The organism is Pseudoalteromonas sp. 1CM17D (assembly GCF_023161805.1).
Lineage (GTDB): Bacteria > Pseudomonadota > Gammaproteobacteria > Enterobacterales > Alteromonadaceae > Pseudoalteromonas > Pseudoalteromonas atlantica.
This window is the reverse complement of sequence record NZ_JALNTP010000010.1, coordinates 76,355-95,589: the sequence shown is the minus strand read 5'-3', so window position 1 is coordinate 95,589 and position 19,235 is coordinate 76,355. Positions and strand designations below refer to the sequence as shown.

The window sequence follows — 19,235 nt, the reverse complement described above, 5'->3', positions numbered from 1 at the left end:
TTTTTGGTTTATTCAAAGTAATTTAGTGAGGGGTTCTTAAAACTGCTTAAATTAAACCATTAATGCGTTTATTTCTTTATTTATAAATACGTTTAGCGCTTCTCCCTATTTAGAGCACTCAATATACAGCTAATACAGGGGCTACAAGGGATATAAAAAATCAAAAGTACGAATCAAAAAAGTTAAAGGTACGACAGCTTTCATCAAAAGTACGATACTATTCAAGATCAAAAGTACGACACTAACCTGTGTTTATTCTTTTCATAAAAAGTTCGGAGTTAAGCTTTGCGAGTTCCATCCTTCCACTTTCAGTATCACGAAAAATAAATAAGCTGTCGCCTTCAACCTTCAATAGGTAATCGAGTATTTTTTCTATTTTTCTAAGACGCTTTTTTAAATCTGACAATGACGATCTAATACCAATTCTTTCTCGTAAATTATCTAACTTGATAACTTGCTTAGAAGGTCTACCACAACGCTTCCGGCAGACCTCATAAAGTCTGCGATCAAATGGTTTGGATAATTGAAAGTAATCATCATGTAATGTTAAGACATCATTGTCATCAACCGTCTCAATGAGCCAATCGGGCAATGTTACTTGCCAGCGGCTTAAACCACTACCTTCGATTAACTTAAAGCCTTCGATGAGGCCCATACTTTCTAAAAATCTTCGGCCATTAAACTTATAATCAGTAGTGATTAAAGTTCCTGCGAGTCGATATAAAGCCTTTTCAACAAGTTTATACTCTTTTCCTGATGTTCCTCTCCCTGTAGCCTTTAGGAGATCATAGGTGTTGAAGCGAACCGTGTTACTAAGCTCTAACCTAGCATTTTTTGCAGCCATGATATGGCTTAAGCAATAAATGAGTATTTCTTTATCTTTGATGGTTGCTCGACCCAGGACGCTTGGAACAATTTTTATCGATACGCCTTTATATGAAAAATCCAAAACACCTTTAGACTTGCCGTCTAATGCAAACACAGGCCACACCATTGAAAACATATCTGATTTCAAATTGACATGAGTCATTTTGCATTCGAAATGCGCCATAGCTAGCGTTACTTGTTTCTTGGTTGAGAAGCTAACCAGTTGTGAAAGTCTTCAACAGGGAAGAGTAATCGAGCGCCAATTTTAATATGTGGCGGTAATGGGTAATTTCCACAGCCTTGTTTGTTCTTAGAGATTTGATTAAAAAGAGCTTGTTTGCTGATAAAAAGTAAGTCGGCTACTTCTTCTGAACGATAAAATACCTTTTCCATTATACTGACCTCAAAGCGTAAGCGTTGAGCTCAATTATTAGCTCAACACATTATTAATTAGTTGAGCGATAATGGTAATTAAGTGATCAGATAGTTGTCCTTGAAAAGCTAGGGGAACTTTCAGGGGGTTTTTGATATTTTAGGGACAAAGTGAAATGATTTAGTAAACGAAAAAGAATAACTTTATGATTTTTATCTATATTATTTTTTAAAGTGGGGATTGGCTAGTGAAAATACCTACAAAAAAATTTTCTTGATAATCTTTTTAAGTAGGCTTTTGGAGAGGTCTACGTAATATCACTTACATTTAAGATAAAACAAAGTAGCGAAGAAGATTACAAGACTTGGAATCAGAGCGCAACCAGCGAGTACAGGAGCCATGTTTAAATCCTGCCTTCTTTAATTGCTGTGAAAAGATCATTTTTCAGCTTGTCGTAGCGTCGAGTAGCGCGAATCGCTAACACCATTAAAATCCACATTTGAAACCATTCGTATAATGTCATAACTGCAATCTCAGCTAATGCTTTGCACTTGAGTATAGAAAAGATCCTTCCCAATTACACAAAGCAATAGTCCACTCACTAATATTTTGTTGCTTCTGCTCATTACAGCCCATGAAGGGGAAAGTGATTTTTTTGCTTCGAGATTTGAAATGACTGAAAGGCTCTAACCTAATATCCCAAACCTCACCTATTTCATTTGTTATATCGAAAGCCAGTGCTTTCTGAGAAATCAAAGCAAAAAAGATTTCCTGCTCTGACTGCACTTCTTTTTCAAATGATAGTCCTAATGGCTCACATTCAGCTTCGATACCAGCTAGGCGGCTTTGAAACTCAGCTACTACAGGTATAAATGGCCTTAGCTCAACATTTTTGTATAGATCTAAAAGTAGCATTACATTACTCCTGAAATTAGGCATGCCTAATTTTGCTCACTACCCTATTCTTTAAAGTTAGGCATGCCTAACTATTACTAGTAATAGGTGTCGTAAAGCTCTCCACGTGATTGTGCATCTTCAGCTTCTTCACGCGACATAAATTCACCATCAGCGATAATATTGCCCATACCATCATTCAATTGATCTAGTTGCTCGTTTTCGTTCGACAACTGCTCATCACTTGTAAATATACTTACCAGCAAGTAGATAGCCCCGACCAATACACACACAAACGTTTCAAGCATATTCATTCCTCCAAACTAAATTCGTTACAAAGCAAAAACTAAGGATTCCTTAGTATTAAATATTCATTAAAGCTAAGAAACTCTTAGTTTTCAAGTTAAGAACAATAAATAATGAAAACTAATGACGAATCACCATTTCCAAACCGATTAAAAGAAGCAAGAAAAGCCAAAGGGCTATCACAAAAACAGTTAGGGATTTTAGCTGGAATGGATGAGTTTGCGGCATCAGCAAGAATGAACCAATACGAAAAAGGCGTGCATGCTCCAGACTTTAAAACAGTAAAAGCACTTGCTGATATTTTAGAAGTGCCTACTGCTTACTTGTATTGTATTGAGAATGGATTAGCAGAAGCTATTCTAGAACATTATGGTGAAGCATTGGATAACACCTAAAATTACTTTTACTAATTAATATTTTATTTTAAAAGCTTAGGAAGCTTAGGAAGCTTATCCATATGATATTTAACTTTTAAAATTTCTGATGATTTAATTTTCTCAATGGTAGAAGTTTTTTCATTGTATATTAGAAACCAATTATGACCTTCTTGAATAATTTTAACTTTAGCTTTTGAGTCAGCTAGATAAAGTGTTGCATTAATTACTTTTGAGCCACCCAAAGCAGTTGGTATATAAGGGTAAATATGATTCGAATAAATAGAAATAAATTGAAAAAGGCCATATCCCAAGCAAAGAAGAGCAAACATTAGAGAAAAATATTTTTCATGATTCGGATCTGAGTCCAGATCTAAATGATTAAGCTGCACACCCTTTTTTTCATCATCTTGAGAAATCGCTATACCATAAGCACCTAAGAAAAAATACAAAGTAAACTTTGAGTACTGACTCAATAATTCACTCTCACTGCTTGCAAAGAAAAGAAGAGCTATAAAAGGGATTGTAATTATATAGATTAATATCTTAAGCAACTTTGACTGAAACCGCTTTCCTCTTATGACCTCTATAGCTAACAAAGAAAAACTACTATAGAAGATATAAATACCAAAATTCATGTAAGCGCCAAATGCTGAGAAAGGTAATTCTAAAAAATCAGCACTATGCAAAATACTGTATATTCCTGCTGGTATCGATGAAATTCTCAGTAACCAGGGGAACAAAATTTTGGGCTCATAACTTTTAGAAACATCTGAGATATTCGTTCTATAAAACACAAACAGGAACATTGATGTAAAAATAAAAACTGAACCAAATCCAGTAAGCATATACCTAGCTTCTACAAGCTCAAATTCATAACTACCATAACTTGCCAAATATGAGTTATGTACAACAAAACCAACTAGGTATAACAATATAGGAACTCGTATAAAATTATTTTTTAGAAAATCCATTTTATTCTCAGTAATTTAAAGCTTTTAATAGTGCAAATTACATCATATGTACTTCTCTTGGTAGATGGAACTACAATTTAAATATTTAAAATTGAGGCATCATGAGCAATCGCCTCCTCTTTTCTGGGCTTCGCCCATCCCCCGCTATGTAGAAGCCTAAAATAGGCTTGCACATAGCGGGGGATGGACTCTTGAGCATCTTACACGCAGATTTTTATTTGCAGATTGAAATTTAAATTAAAGCTGCTAATCTAAATATTAATCAAGCCCTTCGGGCCTGAAGAAAACAGGCGCTTTCTGCTGCCTTCAACACGTTGTTACATTCTCTGTAACCCCCACTTCAGAAGCTTTCAGCTTCATCATAAAACCAAGTCTTTTGATTTTTAGGCGCGATCAGTCCGAGCCTTACGCATGCGTAAAACAGGGGCGAATAGGCGTTAGCCGCTGAGCTTTATCAGCCAGTTTTTCTTACAATCACACCGGAGAATAACTATGACCTTTAATGCTAAAGCAGAAGCATTGCGCCTAAAAAATGAGAAAAAATTGATCAGTAAAAAACGATTTAAGTCATCCAAGCTAGATAAACATAAACAACGACTTTTAGCTCTTTACGAAGAAGGTACGAATATAGCCAACCTACAAAGATGGCTTTTGCGTAAAGGAGTGAGAGCACATTGGACAACTGTAAAACGGTGGGTCGATAAAAATGCCTAAGTTCGCAAAACCAGAAACGCAAGCGGAAAAGCTAGCTAAAAACTTATTTAAGCACAAAATTATTAAATCTTTAGGTACTGCTCGAAGCTATAAAACAGCACTTATAAAAATAGCTCGGTGGTCAAAGGATATTGGCATTAATGGTGTGCAAGGGATGAGCATTCAGGATGCTTATAAATACCTTGATTATCGCAGTGAGTTTGCAGGCCAAAAAACGTTAGATATGGAACGGCAAGCAATCCAAGCTATGTTTAAACTCAACGGCAAACTTGGCCCTAAAGAAACGCTGACAGTAATAAAATCCGAAAAAGAGATAATCGAAAAGTCTCGCGCCTACACTCCTGCTCAAGCCCATGCAATTAGTGAACATCAAACTAGAAAATATAATTTATCTACACAAATAGCCTACGCAGCAGGATTAAGAGCCCATGAGCTATTAACTATAGCCAGAGTATCAGAGCGAAAAGCTGATAGCCGTCCAGCGCTAGACAGCAAGTGGCTTGGTCGAGAAGGTAGTATTTATACAGTGAAAGGCAAAGGCGGCCTAATCCGTGATGTACTAATACCTAACACTTTAGCTAACCTGCTAGAACAAAGGCGCTTAGCGCAGCCTATAACGATTCGTGATAGGGAAATTAACTATTTGCAACGTTATGATATTGGAGGTGGTCATAAATGGTCATGCTCATTCTCGAAAGCATCTAGCCGCACACTCTTTTTTTCTAATGGCGGGCATGGCCTTAGGCATAGCTATGCGCAAGAGAGAATGGCTGAGCTAAAAAGCTTAGGTTTAAGTAGAGCAACTGCTCTCGAAACTGTATCGCAAGAGCTAGGTCACTTCAGGGCTGAAATTACTGAAGTTTATTTAAGGTAACCCCTATTTCCGTTGCTGTAAATTAGAGTTAAAAGCTATTAAGTTTATCAGGAGCATAAAGCTTTTCCGAATATAAAATTACTATAAGCATTAACTGAATAAATCTTAACTCAATCTGTCAGGTTTGATTTTTAGAGTTTCATTAAACCTGACAGTAAATAGTTGTTGTGTGCCAAACTCGGTCGCTCATAACGCCGCGTTCTGCGCTTTTTTATACCTATTCACTCTGATATTCCGGCAACTCACAACTTAAGCGATAAAACCTTTTTGGAACTTCAACCTTTAGTTCAAAAAAGGACTTTAGGTTATCTACATTTGTTACGTTCACATCTGCCAATACAGTTGATTGCGATGGCCCCAAGTAAACAACAGGCACTTCTGCTCGAATATTGGCGCATTCGTTTTTATTATTGAAGTCTAACATATGAGCCAATTTATAAATCTTCGATGGTAAAACCTTCTCGCCAAGGTCATTTTTCGACCACCCTAAAAAAATTACCAACAAGATAGTTGCCAATATAGGAAATACAAATGAATGAACAGGTGGCAATTCATAGTTTCTGCCATCACTTAGTTTAGACTTAAGATAGCCTATGGCATCAAGAGCAAAAAATACCGCAACGATTCCAACAAAGGCTAGAAAAGGGAGTACGTAGTGAAAGAAAAACAAACCAGATGTAAAAGTTAATGTAAATGGAAAAGCTGATGCATCAACGCCAAATACAGAATTTATAGCGCCAGCTGCTTTTCCTGTAGAAAAGACAATCAAGCCTGAAATGGCAATTGATACAACCAGCTTTGTAAATCCAAATTGCCATAGATTTCGAAAAATTGAGAACCTTTCAATTGATACCCCAATATACAATGTTGCTAGAGCAATCCCCAAAATTTTTATGGAAAAGCTATTTTGTTGTAACCAATTAAAATCATGGCTTTCATTCGAGCCGTTAATAATCAGTACGAGTGCAACAAATGCTAAGAAGCCAAGCGACCAGCTAATATTGAAATCTTTTTGCTCTGACTTATCTTTTCGTTTCTGATCATCTTTTCTCAACCGTTCAAGAATTTCATAAACGTATGTTTTTAATGTACGAACACTACCATTTGATTTTTCATTTTCGGAAATCTCTTCATAAAGCGCAGCTAGATATTCGTCTTTGTTTGATGGTTTTTTAAATTTAAATTCTAAATCTTTATTTTTGTGCACTTATGGTTCCTTTTGAAGTTCTCTCATACTCAACACCTTCAATGAGCTTTTGGGTTTTAAAAAGCTCATTAGAAAATAGTATTCATCATTCGCTTCCTATTGCTTAGAGCGATCAATATTATAGCATTTACTTGGTGAAGGAATGATTTACCTGAATATTGACTACAATCAGGCAGAAGCAAAATACCTAATCATATAACAACAAACTTTTCTAATTAGAAACGAAACTCCGTAGAAGGAAAAGGTAAGGCAATAATCATATTAAACATATAGAGATGTTTTCCGCTATACTAAAAGTAGCACAGAGGTAGCACAGGGTGATTTCGGTTAGTAGGTATTTACTTGGAAAGCTTTGAAAAGTGGTGGCCCCTCCCAGACTCGAACTGGGGACCTAACGATTATGAGTCGTGTGCTCTAACCAACTGAGCTAAGGGGCCAACTTTGTATAACTACGAGGTAGTTAATTTTTGAAGCGTTTAGCCACTGAGCGACTAAAGCGGGTTGCAGTATAAAAAGTTTTTTAAGGCTTGTCACTAGCAAAAACCTTTATTTTAACAATCAGTAAGCTGACTGCTTAAATAGTAATCTTTTTGCATGCGGATAGGCAGGAAATAACAGAAAAATAAACACAGAAGTATGTAAGCCGCTTTTTTACAATTTTAATAACTATAAAAAAGTGGCCGGCTCACATTGAACACACCACACATTATTTTTTAGCAATAATGTAGATAGCGTGAATTAAACCAGGGAAGTAACCCAGTAAAGTTAGTAAAATATTTAGCCAAAAGTGCATACCTAAACCAACTTGTAAAAATACACCCAGTGGCGGTAATAAAATCGACAGTATTATACGAATGATATCCATGATATAGCTCCTTTAAAAATGACAAGCAAAAAGCCCAGCTAAGCTGGGCTTTTTAGTATAGTGTATTATTCAGCAACAATAGTTAGTTCATCTACTACGTCACGAACATCTTCAGCATTTTTAGCAATTTTTACTGCTAACTGCTTTTCAGCTTCTGTTTCAACAGAACCTTTAAGTTTTACTATACCGTTGTCGGTATCAACGTCGATATCTGTACCGTCAACTTCTGAGTCAAATAAGAAACGTGTAGTAATTACTGTGGTGATTTTAGCGTCAGTTAAGTCGTTATCGTCATCATCCATAGTGTCACGATCTTTGTCGTCCATATCCATGTTTTTCACAACAGTTAGGTTGTTTTCTACATCAGATACGCCATCTAGGCTAATTACAAGTTCTTCAGCTAGCTCTTTATCAAGGTCGCTGTTTACTTTACCTGTAAGTACTACCTTGCCATTTTTTACATCAGTGTTAATGTCAAAGTTGTTTAGATTAGTGTTCATAAGAAGCACTGTTTCTGCCTTACCATCAATCCAAGCATCTTTACTTTCATTTTCCCAAGTGCCCGCTTGAGCACCCATAGCTGTAGTACCTAGAACTAAAGCCGCAATCATAGATTTGTTGAATGTTTTCATAATCTTTCTCCTTTTGATTAAAGACACTCTTATATATGCGAGCTTTAGGCCAACTTTATTAACACTTTAAATTCATGGAGTTAGCTATTTTATTAGGTATAAATAAAAACACCTCCGAGTAAACATTTACAGGCTATTAGGTAAAACTTTCTTAAGTGGTGAAAATAACGATTATATTGCTGTTTTGGTTAATCTATCGTTAATATAATAAATTAAGCGACGCTACTAAAACAATAAATCATTGATATATAAATAGTTAAATTTTGGTACACCACTTGCTATGTACAGTGGTAACTCATATAAAAAGGATTATTCCCATGTCTGTAAAAATTGAAGACCGCCCAATAGAGCAAGTTCGCGAACAAGTGATAGATCAACTTATTTATAACTACAGCCATGGCGTTATTTCAGCTGAAGCCTTTGAAAGGCGCTTAGACAGTGCAATGGAAGCAACCGAAAATACCGCATTACTTAATTTAGTAGAGGATTTAACCCTTACTACAGATACCCAGTACAGTGCTCAAAAGCAAACTCAATTTGCCCCTAACTACAGCGCCCAACAAGCGGATGAAGAAAACTTAACACTGCGAAGTATTTTAGGCTCAAGTGAGCGTAGCGGCCAATGGGTGGTACCTAAAAATATTTACATTCAAAACTATATGGGGTCGATTGTTTTAGATTTTACTGATGCCATTTTTGCCCACCAACATGTTACCGTGCATATAAATTGTATTTTTGGCAGCGAAGAAATTTACGTACCAGAGCATGTTAATGTAGTTTCTAAAATGTTTTGTATATTAGGCAGTTTTGAAAACAAAACGGTGTCGCTTAATAAGCGCCAAGGCCCCACAATTAACCTAGAAGGTAAAACAGTTTTAGGTTCGGTGGAGGTAAAAGTTAAACGCACCATTAAAGAAAAGTTTGTGAGTTTTGCTAATGATTTAAAGGCCCAGCTTGGGGTGAGTAATAAATAATACGGGTAAAAACACAATGGGTAGAAAAGCCATATTATGCGCTTTTCTACACCGTTAGTTACTGCCTATTTTATAAGTCGTTATTACGCTCGCTTGGAATGTCACTCATATACTGCACAAACTCAACCTCGAACCCGGCTGGGTCTAAGTAATATACGTTTTTTCTAAATGGGTTTTCTGCGCCCTCTTTATCAATGCTAAATCCGGCGTGTTTTAAGCGCTGTGTAACAGCGTCTAGGTTGTTTGTAACGTAGGCGAAGTGAGCCAGCCCGACTTGATGCCCTGCCAAATCTCTGTTTTTATGCTCGCCATTATCGCTTATAGCAATGTAATGGTTATCGTCGCCAAAATGTACCCAGCGCTTAGGTTTGCCATACCAGGTGTTATGCCCTTCACTTCTAATTGACCAATAAGGAAAGGCTGCTTGGTAAAATTTAAGCATGGCATTTATATCGTTTACTACTAAATGTACGTGTTCTAATTTCATTATTATTTACCCTAGTTGATTGCTTAAACACAAGATAAAACCTCAAGCTAACTTTAGGTAAAGCACTTTTTTTAGTTTTTAATAATATTGGCGAGTACTGCCCTTTTAAGATTAATTTTTACATCTATACGTTGGCTAGCAGGACGCGAAAGCTTTGCATCATGGCTGTGATTAAGTTGCCCTTCGGTTGAACAAATTTCAATCCATACACGCCAACATGTCTTAGATACGAATAAATTTACATGCATTTCAAGGCCGTACAAAAAACGCACAAAAGTATTTAGGGTTTATTGTTTACTTTATGGCAAAAGTCGCTAAAATACGCCGGCTTAAATATATAAACGTTCTTTTACAACCCAAAGGTAATACCATGCATCCAATGTTAAACATTGCGGTTCGCGCTGCGCGCAACGCAGGCAAAATTTTACTTCGCGCAAGTGAAGATTTATCAAAAGTTGAAATTCAACAAAAAGGCACTAACGACTTAGTGACTAACATTGATAAAGAAGCCGAAGCCGTAATTCGTGATACAATTTTAAAATCTTACCCTGATCACTGCATTGTTGGTGAAGAACTAGGTGAGCACAAAGGCAAAGATGCAGATTACCAATGGATTGTTGACCCGCTTGATGGCACAACTAACTTCATCAAGGGTATCCCTCATTTCGCGGTTTCTATCGCACTTAAAGTAAAAGGTCGTTTAGACCAAGCTGTAATTTACGATCCAGTTCGTGGCGAGCTTTTCACTGCATCTCGTGGTCAAGGCGCACAGCTAAACAGCAAGCGTTTACGCGTTACTAAAACCGTAGAATTAGCTGGTTCAATCTTAGCAACAGGCTTCCCTTTCAAACAAAAACACCACTTAGATGCATACACAGACGCGTTTAAAGCATTGTTTACACAAACTGCTGATATTCGTCGTGCAGGTTCTGCAGCGCTAGATATGGCATATGTAGCGGCGGGCCGTGTTGATGGCTTTTTTGAAATTGGTTTAAAACCGTGGGACACAGCAGCAGGCGAGTTACTTGTAAAAGAAGCTGGCGGCATGGTTGTTGATTTTGCAGGTGGCGTTAACTATAACAATAGCGGTAACATTATTTGTGGTGCACCTAAGCTTACTCAAGCAATTATTCGTGAAATTCGCCCAGTATTACCTGAAGCGTTACTTCGTTAATAAAGTGCATGTAACCCTATTATAAAAAAGGAGCCTATGGCTCCTTTTTTGTTTTAAAAGTAAGGGTTATCGAGCTTTAGCTCCGTGGTATAACCTTTTGTAAAAGGGAGAGAGTTTATGTCTTTTGCAAAATACTCATCAAATAACGCATCAAACTCTCCGCTGTTTTGCATGTTTTGCAACCCAAGCTCTATGGCTTGCGCTAAAACTGGCTTACTACTTACAACAAAATAATAAATACCGGTGGGATAACTAATAAATAAATTAGGCACAATAACTAAGTTACTCTGCGCATTGGCAACAAGCTCAGAATTAACTTCGATAAATGAGCGAGGAAAGTAATCGATTCTGCCCCGGCTAGTGAGCGTGAACATAGCTTGATAGTTACTCAGCGGCCTTACATGTAAGCCGTTATAGGCCATTATTTTTGTATCTGGCCAATCATGCCCTTGCACTGCCGAGAGCTCACTTAATTGCGCCAAAGTGGTAATGCCTTTAAATTTTTCGACATTTTTTTTACTGGTTAATAAAACGCGCTTCCCTATAAAGCCTTTAAATAGCGGGACTTTAACGGCTATTGCCCGTGCCTCTCGTTCTGGGCTGCTCATGCTCCAATAAACATCTAACTCTGTTTTATCTAGCTCAATCAGGTCACGCTGTTGCTGTAAGCTCACTGGCTGCATTTTTATGTCTACAGGATAATTAGCCCGCTCTAGGGCTCGTGTTAATAGCTCACTTAGGTATTCTTCACGGGCATTTTGCACACTTTGCTTTTGAGCAACATTAACAATCTCTACCCCTTGCACAAAAAAACTAACCGCAAATAAAGCAAACCCACCAACAACTACTTTTAATGGCAACATAATAATTACCTATTTTTTATACCACCTGTTTATTCTCTGGTGCTAAGCGCACTACGGCAGGCGCAGGCTTTCTGCGCTTACAAATAAACAAATAACTATGGCGATATCGCTTAGCCTCTTTTTTAGCATCTGTTGCAAGTGCTGCAACTTGATGGCTGTTTTTACATTCTTGTAAGTCGGGCTCCACAAGGCCAATTGATAACGTAAGTAAAGGTACAAATTGCTTTTCTCCCTCACGATTTGTAGCCCAGTAGCCTTTGCTCTTAATGTGCTCAGGCGTAAAAAAAGTGCGTGATTGAAGTTCAAACTGCTCAATTATGGTATTACAAATATACACAGCATCTGATTGGTCAAACACAACCATAAAGTCATCACCACCTATATGTCCTACAAAGTTAGCACTGTTTTCGCATGCTTGCACGGTTACATCTGCCAATAATTTAATCACACTATCGCCACTGGCATAGCCGTATAAATCATTGAACTGCTTAAAGTGATTAAGATCTATATAGGCAAGCGAAAACGCACTTTGTGAGCGTAACCTTTGCTCTATTGCCTCATTGATCGCTACATTACCAGGGAGCATAGTGAGTGGATTAGCATGCTGGGCGTGACGAATTTTTTCTTCTGTTATGTGCTTTAAAATATCACGCAAAGGGGCAAGCCCTAGGTAACGTTTATTACGGGTGATCACAATATGGCGGCGAATATCAAAGTCTTGCTCTGTAATTTGCTGACTCACGGTATCAAGAAGTTGGTTTTCATCCACCACTAAAGGTTGTTTATCCATAAAGTCAGTTACGGGGCACTTGTCGTAAAGTGCATGGCCATAGGGCGCTGCAAACACCTCAGTGAGCTGATCTTTATGTAGTAATCCAACCGGTTGGCCGGCTTTATCTAAAACCGCTAGGCTCATCACGGCTTTGTCTTTTTCGAATAGCTTGTGGGCGTCTTTGCAACGGGTTTCGCTGTCTATTGCTTCTTGTGTAACAGCAAGCCATCCAATCGCCATTGATTGATCAAACGTATTGCTTGGCTGTTTAAAGTTCAATGCTTGTAATTGCTCTGAGCTGTAATCAAGGCTTGGATTTGAGTTTGGTTTTTCCAGTAAAAAACCTTGTACGTTTGCTATTCCTAAGCTTTCAACATAGGCAAGCTCTTCTACTCTTTCTATGCCTTCGGCTATTACTGCGGTGTTTGTTGCTTTTGCGAGTACCGTAATCGATTTTAAAAACTCTTTTTTAACTTCGCTTTCATCGCAATGATCAATAAAGTAACGGTCGATTTTTACAAAATCGGGGCATAGTTCAGACCACTGTTTTAAGCCCGAGTAACCAGCACCTAAGTCGTCAATGGCAATGGTAAAACCAAGCTCGCGGTAGTGTGCAATTGTTTTTAATAATAAAAAACCATCGTCGACCTTTTCTTGCTCTGTCACCTCAATTACCACGCGGTTTGCTGCTAAACCAAACTGCTCTATTAAGTGCAAGGTTTCACCTTTTGGGTGGCAAGGGTCGAGCAAGGTTTTAGGGCTTACATTTAAAAATAACTTACCGTTTAGATTAAGCTTTACAAAGTTTTCAATTGCTTTTGAGCGGCATAATAGCTCAAGCTCTGAAATTAAAGCGTGTTCACTGGCCGCTTCAAACAGTCTGTTAGGCATTTCCAAAGGGCTGTTTTTAGGCCCTCGACTTAGCGCTTCGTAACCTATAATTGTTTGATTAGCTATATCAAAAATAGGCTGAAATAACGTGGTTATTTCACCGTTACTTAAAATGTACTCTAGTACTTTGCGCTGCATCGTCACTGCAAAACCTGATTGTCGTTTAATAGGGGCATTAAAGTAGCAAGCCTGTATGACAATTTTATGGCATTAGGCGCTATTGACCATTCAGGATTAAATTTGCTCAATTTAGGGGCGGTACAACCTCAGCACTAAGTTTATAGCCTAATATACTGTTAACTATTCATACGTTATTGTAATGGCTTAATTATATAATCGGCTTTAGGCTTTAAGTTCAGCCTAAAAAGCGTGTACGTTTAATCTTAAAGGCAACCAAGCTCTATAAAACAGCGCGCAATAAAAAACCGCTCAATTGAGCGGTTTTATTTAGCGTTAACTCTATTACGGCAATGCGTCTAAGTCTGCGCCTTCTTTTTCAATTACCTCTGGTATTAAATCTTCTTTACTTACGCCCATGGTAATAGCTACCGAGCTTGCAACGTAAACTGAAGAATAAGTACCAATGAACACACCAAATAACAGGGCTGTAGCAAAGCCGTGAATGGTTTGTCCGCCCCACACAAATAGCGCAATCAATACCAAAATAGTGGTGATTGACGTTACAAGTGTACGGTTAAGTGTTTGCGTTAACGACATGTCGATAATTTCGATAGTGTCGTCGATGCGTACTTTACGGAAGTTTTCACGAATGCGGTCAGATACAACAATAGTATCGTTAAGTGAGTAACCAATTACCGCCAATATTGCCGCTAAAATAGTTAAGTCAAACTCTAACCCTAATACAGAAAACAAACCAACTGTAATAATTACATCGTGTAATAGTGCACCTACCGCGCCCACAGCAAAACGCCACTCAAAGCGAAATGCCACGTAAATCAAAATACAAATAAGCGCAGTTAACATGGCAAGGCCACCCTGCTCTTTTAAGTCTTCCCCTACGCTTGGGCCTACAAACTCAATGCGGCGCATTACTACGCTCTCATCAGCTTGCTTTAAGGCAGTAATAACTTGGTTACCAATAACTTCGGCTTTTACTTCACTGCCACGCGGCGCTAAACGAACCAAAATATCTTGGCTAGAGCCAAACAGCTGCACTGAGGCATCGGCAAACCCGTTTTCAGCTAATACTGAGCGTACTTTTTTCAAATCTGCAGGTTGCGAAAAACCAACCTCTACAGCGGTACCGCCAGTAAAATCTAAACCAAAGTTTAAACCTTTGATAAAAATTGAGGCAAACGACGCTAAAATTAATAGCGTAGAAAAACCCATTGCCACTTTACGAAGTGACATGAAACGTAGGGTTTTACCACCCAAACTTAAAATTTGCATGTCCGCTCCTTAAATTGAAAGTTTATCAATGCGCTTACCACCAATAAATAAGTTAATTACCGCACGGGTACCAACTATGGCTGTAAACATTGAAGTTAAAATACCAATTGCGAGTGTTACGGCAAAACCTGCAATAGGGCCAGTGCCCACTGCAAATAAAATAACCGCAGCAATTAAAGTGGTAATATTGGCATCAAAAATAGTACTAAAGGCGCTATCGTAACCAAAATGAACGGCTTGTTGAGGGCTGCGGCCATCGGCCAGCTCTTCACGAATACGCTCAAAAATAAGTACGTTAGCATCAACCGCCATACCCACTGTTAATACAATACCGGCAATACCTGGCAGCGTTAGAGTTGCGCCTGGGATTAACGACATTACACCTACAATAAGCACTAAGTTAGCTGCTAGTGCAATGTTGGCAACTAAACCAAACCCTTTGTAGTAAATAAGCATAAAGGCAAGTACAAACGCAAAGCCAAGGGCTACAGCTGTCATACCAGCTTCAATGTTTTCTTGACCTAAGCTTGGGCCTACTGTGCGTTCTTCAACAATTTGAATTGGCGCTACTAATGCACCGGCGCGTAATAGTAAGCTTAAGTTGTGGGCTTCGGCTGGGTTATCAATACCTGTAATACGGAATGAGCGGTCAAGACGAGCCTGAATAGTCGCAACGTTAATAACCTCTTCTACCTTAATAGGTGGAAGTGCTTTACCGTCAGCATCTTTTTTACCCGATGGCTTGTATTCAATAAATACCGTTGCCATGCGTTTACCAATTGCACGCTTGGTAAAGGCATTCATTTTTGCCCCACCTTTGCTATCTAAGGTAATGCTTACTTGTGGGCGCTGGTATTCGTCGTTTCCTGATTGTGCACCAGTGATATGGCTACCTTCAAGAATGACACGTTTTTTAAGTACCACAGGGTAGCCATCACGGCTCATGATCATTTCTGTGCCCGCAGGAATACGTCCTTGAGCAGCAGCACTTGGGTCTGCGTTTTCGTCTACTTCACGAAATTCAAGCGTGGCCGTTGCACCTAAAATTTCTTTAGCGCGTGCTGTATCTTGAACACCTGGTAGTTGCACAATAATACGCTCAGCACCTTGGCGCTGTACGTTAGGCTCTGCAACACCAATTTGGTTAATACGATTACGAATAATGGTTTCGTTTTGCTTAATAGCGTAGTCACGTATTTCTTTAAGCTTTTGCTCACTCATAGTGGCAAAAAATGCGCGATCGTTACTGCTATCATCAATGTATACGTTTAGTGGGTAGCGCGATGCTAAAAAGCGTTCAGCCGCCTCTTTATCTTCTTCGGTACGCATTTCTACACGCATACGTTCAGAGCCAGCTACGCGGCGAACACTACGGTAACGAAGTTTTTCTTCGCGTAGGTCGCTACGAAAATCTTGTTCCATTTGCTCTAGCTGATTATCTACCGCGGTTGCCATGTCGATTTCCATGGTGAAGTGAACACCACCACTTAAATCAAGACCTAGCTTCATAGGGTTACCACCCAATGATTTTAACCATGCAGGTTGCGCAGGTGCCATATTAATAGCAGAGATATAATCGTCGCTAAGAGAATTACGCAGTAAGTCTTGCGCTTTTAGCTGTTCTTCAACATTTTTAAAACGTACTAATACTTGGCCGCCTTCAAGCACGGTAGACTTAGCTGTTACATTATGTTGTTTGAGGGTTGCGTTTACTTTGTCTACTACACTGAGATCGACATCTGCGCCTTTTGCCCCCGAAACCTGAATGGCCGGATCGCGGCCATACAAGTTTGGAGAAGCATATAAAAGGCCAATGGCTACCACAGCTAAAACAAGTAAATACTTCCAAATTGGAAACTTGTTTAACACAGGCATGTCCTTTTTATTTTTATAGTGACTTCATTGTGCCTTTAGGCAATACAGCAGATACTGCCGATTTTTGTACTGTTACTTCAGCTTGCTCATTTAAAGAAATCACGATGAAATCTTTATCTTCAGTAATTTTAACAATTTTACCTACTAAACCGCCTTGGGTAAGTACTTCATCACCTTTAGCCATCGCGCTCATAAGGCTTTTGTGCTCTTTAACACGCTTAGCTTGTGGGCGGTAAATTAAAAAGTAAAAAACTAAACCGAAAATAGCTAACATAATTAGCATTTCCCAGCCACCACTTGCAGCAGGTTGACCAGCAGCGGCGTGTGCGTTTGAAATAAATAAACTCATAATACTTCCTCTATATTTTTAAATTTTAATTTATATCTGCAAGCTCTGGCACGTCTTGGCCACGGCGAGCATAAAAATCACTAACAAATTCTTCTAGTTTACCTTCGCTAATTGCATTGCGTAGGCCTTCCATAACACGCTGATAGTAACGTAAGTTATGGATTGTGTTTAGTCGTGCGCCTAAAATTTCGTTACATTTATCAAGGTGATGCAAATAAGCACGCGAATAATTTTTACAGGTATGACAATCACACTCAGGATCAAGTGGGCCAGTGTCTGTTTTATGTACTGCGTTGCGAATTTTAATTGTACCTGTGGTAATAAATAAATGACCATTACGTGCATTACGGGTAGGCATTACACAGTCAAACATATCAATACCACGGCGTACAGACTCAACTAAGTCTTCAGGTTTACCTACACCCATTAAGTAGCGCGGTTTGTCTTCTGGCATTTTGTACGCACAATGATCAAGAATATTCATCATTTCGTTTTTAGGCTCACCAACCGATAGGCCGCCTAATGCGTAACCATCAAAGCCAATTTCTTCTAGGCCTTTTTGTGATTGTGCACGTAACTCTGGGTACATACCACCTTGGATAATACCAAATAAGGCTGATGGGTTATCGCCGTGGCCTTCTTTAGAGCGCTTAGCCCAACGAAGCGATAACTCCATTGAGTCTTTTGCTTCTTTTTCGGTGGCCGGGTATGGCGTACATTCGTCAAAAATCATGACGATATCTGAGCCTAAATCACGCTGTACTTCCATTGATTTTTCAGGCGACATCATAATTTGGTCACCATTTACCGGCGATTGGAACAACACGCCTTCTTCGGTAATTTTACGCATAGCACCAAGGCTAAATACTTGGAAACCACCTGAGTCGGTTAAAATTGGAAAGTCCCAATTCATAAAATCGTGTAAATCACCGTGTTGTTTAATGATTTCAGTACCTGGGCGTAGCATTAAATGAAAGGTGTTACCCAAACAAATTTGCGCCCCTGTGGCTTTAACTTCATCTGGGGTCATGCCCTTAACAGTACCGTAAGTACCTACTGGCATAAATGCAGGCGTTTCTATTACACCACGGTCAAAAATCAAGCGGCCGCGGCGCGCTTTTCCGTCGGTGCGGTCTAATTCAAATTTCATATCATCCTCAATGTCGGAAAAACAGTCCAACAAGCTATAATTTAACCGCTCGATTCTACCCTTTTTGCCCCGTTATTACTATTAGCTGCGCTAAATTCACTGCGTATTAGCGCAGGCAAATAAAAACCCAACGTGCGAGCTGGGCTTTTAAAAACGGTACCGGATAAAAACGTGCTTATTTACGTGTTAAAAACATCGCATCGCCGTAGCTAAAAAAACGGTACTTTTGTTCTATAGCCGTGTTGTACGCGCCCATAATGTTATCTTGGCCGCTAAAGGCACTTACTAGCATTATGAGGGTTGATTCTGGCAAGTGAAAGTTAGTCACCATGGCATCAACTACATTAAACTGATAACCCGGAAAAATAAAAATATCGGTATCGCCAAAATAGCTCTCTAATTTACCGCCGTGTACTTTTGCTGCCGACTCCAGCGAGCGCACAGAAGTAGTTCCCACAGCTATAACACGGCCACCGTTAGCTTTTGTATTAGCAACAGCGTGAACCACCTCATCAGGTACTTCAATGTATTCAGAGTGCATTACATGCTCATCTACGCTTTCTACACGCACCGGCTGAAACGTACCTGCGCCAACATGTAGCGTAACAAACGCCATGTTTACGCCTTTTTGTTTTAATGCCGCCATTAGCTTATCGTCAAAATGCAGCCCTGCCGTAGGCGCTGCTACTGCACCGGGCTTTTCGCCATAAACGGTTTGATAACGCTCGCGGTCAGCTTCGGTGTCTGGGCGGTCAATGTAAGGAGGTAAAGGCATGTGGCCAATGTCGTTTAGAATATCGAGTACATTTTGGCTGCGATCAAATTCAAGCTCAAATAACGTATCGTGACGCGTAATCATTGTCGCTTTTGCTTTGCCTTCTAAAATAACCTCGTTACCAGGCTTTAACGACTTACTTGCTCTTACATGGGCAAGTACACGGTGTTCATCAACTACACGCTCTACAAGTACTTCGACCTTACCGCCAGAGACTTTTTGACCAAACATACGGGCAGGAATAACGCGGGTATTATTAAATACTAATAAGTCACCTTCGTTTACTAAATCAAGTAGGTCGCTAAACACTTTGTGTTCAACGTTGCCAGTTGGGCCATCTAGGGTTAGTAAACGGCTGCTGGTTCTGTCTTGTTTAGGAAAACGAGCAATTAATTCATCAGGTAAGTCAAAGCTAAAGTCAGCCACGCGCATAGT

The 19,235-nt window shown here is 39.1% G+C and carries 22 protein-coding genes and 1 tRNA gene; 5 read left to right on the top strand and 18 right to left on the bottom strand.

What is annotated here, in order from left to right; genetic code table 11:
- Nucleotides 1-241: 241 nt before the first annotated feature.
- The 4 genes from MSC25_RS16480 to MSC25_RS16465 form a co-directional block, all read right to left on the bottom strand.
- Nucleotides 242-1,051 carry a replication initiator protein A gene (locus tag MSC25_RS16480; RefSeq protein WP_138616110.1) on the bottom strand — a complete coding sequence of 270 codons (810 nt, stop codon included), beginning with the start codon at nt 1,049-1,051 and terminating at the stop codon, nt 242-244.
- Nucleotides 1,052-1,059: 8 nt separating this feature from the next.
- The gene (locus MSC25_RS16475; protein WP_033032042.1) at nt 1,060-1,260 is read right to left on the bottom strand and encodes a helix-turn-helix domain-containing protein; all 201 of its coding nucleotides are present in this window, start codon (nt 1,258-1,260) and stop codon (nt 1,060-1,062) included.
- Between the two features lie 517 nt (nt 1,261-1,777).
- Nucleotides 1,778-2,155 (bottom strand): hypothetical protein, encoded by a 378-nt coding sequence (locus MSC25_RS16470; protein WP_248443985.1) that lies wholly within the window; start codon nt 2,153-2,155, stop codon nt 1,778-1,780.
- 77 nt (nt 2,156-2,232) lie between these two features.
- Nucleotides 2,233-2,442 (bottom strand): hypothetical protein, encoded by a 210-nt coding sequence (locus MSC25_RS16465; RefSeq protein WP_182732034.1) that lies wholly within the window; start codon nt 2,440-2,442, stop codon nt 2,233-2,235.
- Nucleotides 2,443-2,553: 111 nt separating this feature from the next.
- Between MSC25_RS16465 and MSC25_RS16460 the strand changes: the two genes are divergently transcribed.
- Nucleotides 2,554-2,835, top strand: a complete 282-nt coding sequence (locus tag MSC25_RS16460; protein WP_248443984.1) for a helix-turn-helix transcriptional regulator — start codon at nt 2,554-2,556, stop codon at nt 2,833-2,835.
- A gap of 23 nt (nt 2,836-2,858) precedes the next feature.
- On the opposite strand, the gene MSC25_RS16455 is transcribed toward MSC25_RS16460, so the two are convergent.
- Nucleotides 2,859-3,788: a hypothetical protein gene (locus MSC25_RS16455; RefSeq protein WP_248443983.1), complete on the bottom strand. Its 930-nt coding sequence runs from the start codon at nt 3,786-3,788 to the stop codon at nt 2,859-2,861.
- Between the two features lie 492 nt (nt 3,789-4,280).
- On the opposite strand from MSC25_RS16455, the gene MSC25_RS16450 reads away from it, so the two are divergent.
- Together MSC25_RS16450 and MSC25_RS16445 are read left to right on the top strand one after the other, a co-directional pair.
- On the top strand, nt 4,281-4,502 hold the full coding sequence (locus MSC25_RS16450; RefSeq protein WP_138594693.1) for a hypothetical protein: 222 nt from the start codon (nt 4,281-4,283) through the stop codon (nt 4,500-4,502).
- Nucleotides 4,495-5,376 carry a site-specific integrase gene (locus MSC25_RS16445; protein WP_248443982.1) on the top strand — a complete coding sequence of 294 codons (882 nt, stop codon included), beginning with the start codon at nt 4,495-4,497 and terminating at the stop codon, nt 5,374-5,376. Before MSC25_RS16450 ends, MSC25_RS16445 begins: the two co-directional genes overlap by 8 nt.
- 217 nt (nt 5,377-5,593) lie before the next feature.
- On the opposite strand, the gene MSC25_RS16440 is transcribed toward MSC25_RS16445, so the two are convergent.
- The 4 genes from MSC25_RS16440 to MSC25_RS16425 form a co-directional block, all read right to left on the bottom strand.
- On the bottom strand, nt 5,594-6,583 hold the full coding sequence (locus MSC25_RS16440) for a hypothetical protein (protein ID WP_248443981.1): 990 nt from the start codon (nt 6,581-6,583) through the stop codon (nt 5,594-5,596).
- Between the two features lie 360 nt (nt 6,584-6,943).
- A tRNA-Ile gene (locus tag MSC25_RS16435) sits at nt 6,944-7,020 on the bottom strand.
- Nucleotides 7,021-7,289: 269 nt separating this feature from the next.
- Entirely contained in the window at nt 7,290-7,448 is a 159-nt protein-coding gene (locus MSC25_RS16430; RefSeq protein ID WP_004587604.1) for a YqaE/Pmp3 family membrane protein, read from the bottom strand.
- Nucleotides 7,449-7,513: 65 nt separating this feature from the next.
- Nucleotides 7,514-8,080, bottom strand: coding sequence for a BON domain-containing protein (locus tag MSC25_RS16425; RefSeq protein ID WP_004587605.1), 567 nt, complete (start codon nt 8,078-8,080; stop codon nt 7,514-7,516).
- 317 nt (nt 8,081-8,397) lie between these two features.
- Here MSC25_RS16425 and MSC25_RS16420 point away from each other — a divergent pair, with 317 nt between their 5' ends.
- Nucleotides 8,398-9,054 carry a LiaF domain-containing protein gene (locus MSC25_RS16420; protein WP_248443980.1) on the top strand — a complete coding sequence of 219 codons (657 nt, stop codon included), beginning with the start codon at nt 8,398-8,400 and terminating at the stop codon, nt 9,052-9,054.
- A gap of 70 nt (nt 9,055-9,124) precedes the next feature.
- Here MSC25_RS16420 and MSC25_RS16415 read toward each other — a convergent pair whose 3' ends face one another.
- Entirely contained in the window at nt 9,125-9,541 is a 417-nt protein-coding gene (locus tag MSC25_RS16415; protein ID WP_248443979.1) for a VOC family protein, read from the bottom strand.
- Between the two features lie 71 nt (nt 9,542-9,612).
- Nucleotides 9,613-9,789: a hypothetical protein gene (locus MSC25_RS16410; protein ID WP_248443978.1), complete on the bottom strand. Its 177-nt coding sequence runs from the start codon at nt 9,787-9,789 to the stop codon at nt 9,613-9,615.
- Between the two features lie 122 nt (nt 9,790-9,911).
- On the opposite strand from MSC25_RS16410, the gene suhB reads away from it, so the two are divergent.
- Nucleotides 9,912-10,715, top strand: a complete 804-nt coding sequence (gene suhB, locus MSC25_RS16405; RefSeq protein WP_024031435.1) for an inositol-1-monophosphatase — start codon at nt 9,912-9,914, stop codon at nt 10,713-10,715.
- A 53-nt stretch (nt 10,716-10,768) separates the two neighbouring features.
- Here suhB and MSC25_RS16400 read toward each other — a convergent pair whose 3' ends face one another.
- The 7 genes from MSC25_RS16400 to queA all read right to left on the bottom strand — a co-directional run bounded on the left by MSC25_RS16400 (nt 10,769) and on the right by queA (nt 19,232).
- Nucleotides 10,769-11,578, bottom strand: coding sequence for a transporter substrate-binding domain-containing protein (locus MSC25_RS16400; RefSeq protein WP_248443977.1), 810 nt, complete (start codon nt 11,576-11,578; stop codon nt 10,769-10,771).
- 16 nt (nt 11,579-11,594) lie between these two features.
- Nucleotides 11,595-13,385, bottom strand: a complete 1,791-nt coding sequence (locus tag MSC25_RS16395; RefSeq protein WP_024031436.1) for a bifunctional diguanylate cyclase/phosphodiesterase — start codon at nt 13,383-13,385, stop codon at nt 11,595-11,597.
- 318 nt (nt 13,386-13,703) lie between these two features.
- Nucleotides 13,704-14,651: a protein translocase subunit SecF gene (gene secF / locus MSC25_RS16390; protein ID WP_004587611.1), complete on the bottom strand. Its 948-nt coding sequence runs from the start codon at nt 14,649-14,651 to the stop codon at nt 13,704-13,706.
- A 9-nt stretch (nt 14,652-14,660) separates the two neighbouring features.
- Entirely contained in the window at nt 14,661-16,520 is a 1,860-nt protein-coding gene (secD, locus tag MSC25_RS16385) for a protein translocase subunit SecD (protein ID WP_004587612.1), read from the bottom strand.
- 19 nt (nt 16,521-16,539) lie between these two features.
- The gene (gene yajC, locus MSC25_RS16380) at nt 16,540-16,875 is read right to left on the bottom strand and encodes a preprotein translocase subunit YajC (protein ID WP_004587613.1); all 336 of its coding nucleotides are present in this window, start codon (nt 16,873-16,875) and stop codon (nt 16,540-16,542) included.
- A gap of 25 nt (nt 16,876-16,900) precedes the next feature.
- Complete coding sequence (gene tgt, locus MSC25_RS16375; protein WP_004587614.1) at nt 16,901-18,025, bottom strand: tRNA guanosine(34) transglycosylase Tgt; 1,125 nt, start codon at nt 18,023-18,025, stop codon at nt 16,901-16,903.
- A 175-nt stretch (nt 18,026-18,200) separates the two neighbouring features.
- A complete protein-coding gene (gene queA / locus MSC25_RS16370) occupies nt 18,201-19,232 on the bottom strand; it encodes a tRNA preQ1(34) S-adenosylmethionine ribosyltransferase-isomerase QueA (RefSeq protein WP_248443976.1) in 1,032 nt (343 codons plus the stop codon).
- Between the last annotated feature and the right edge of the window lie 3 nt (nt 19,233-19,235).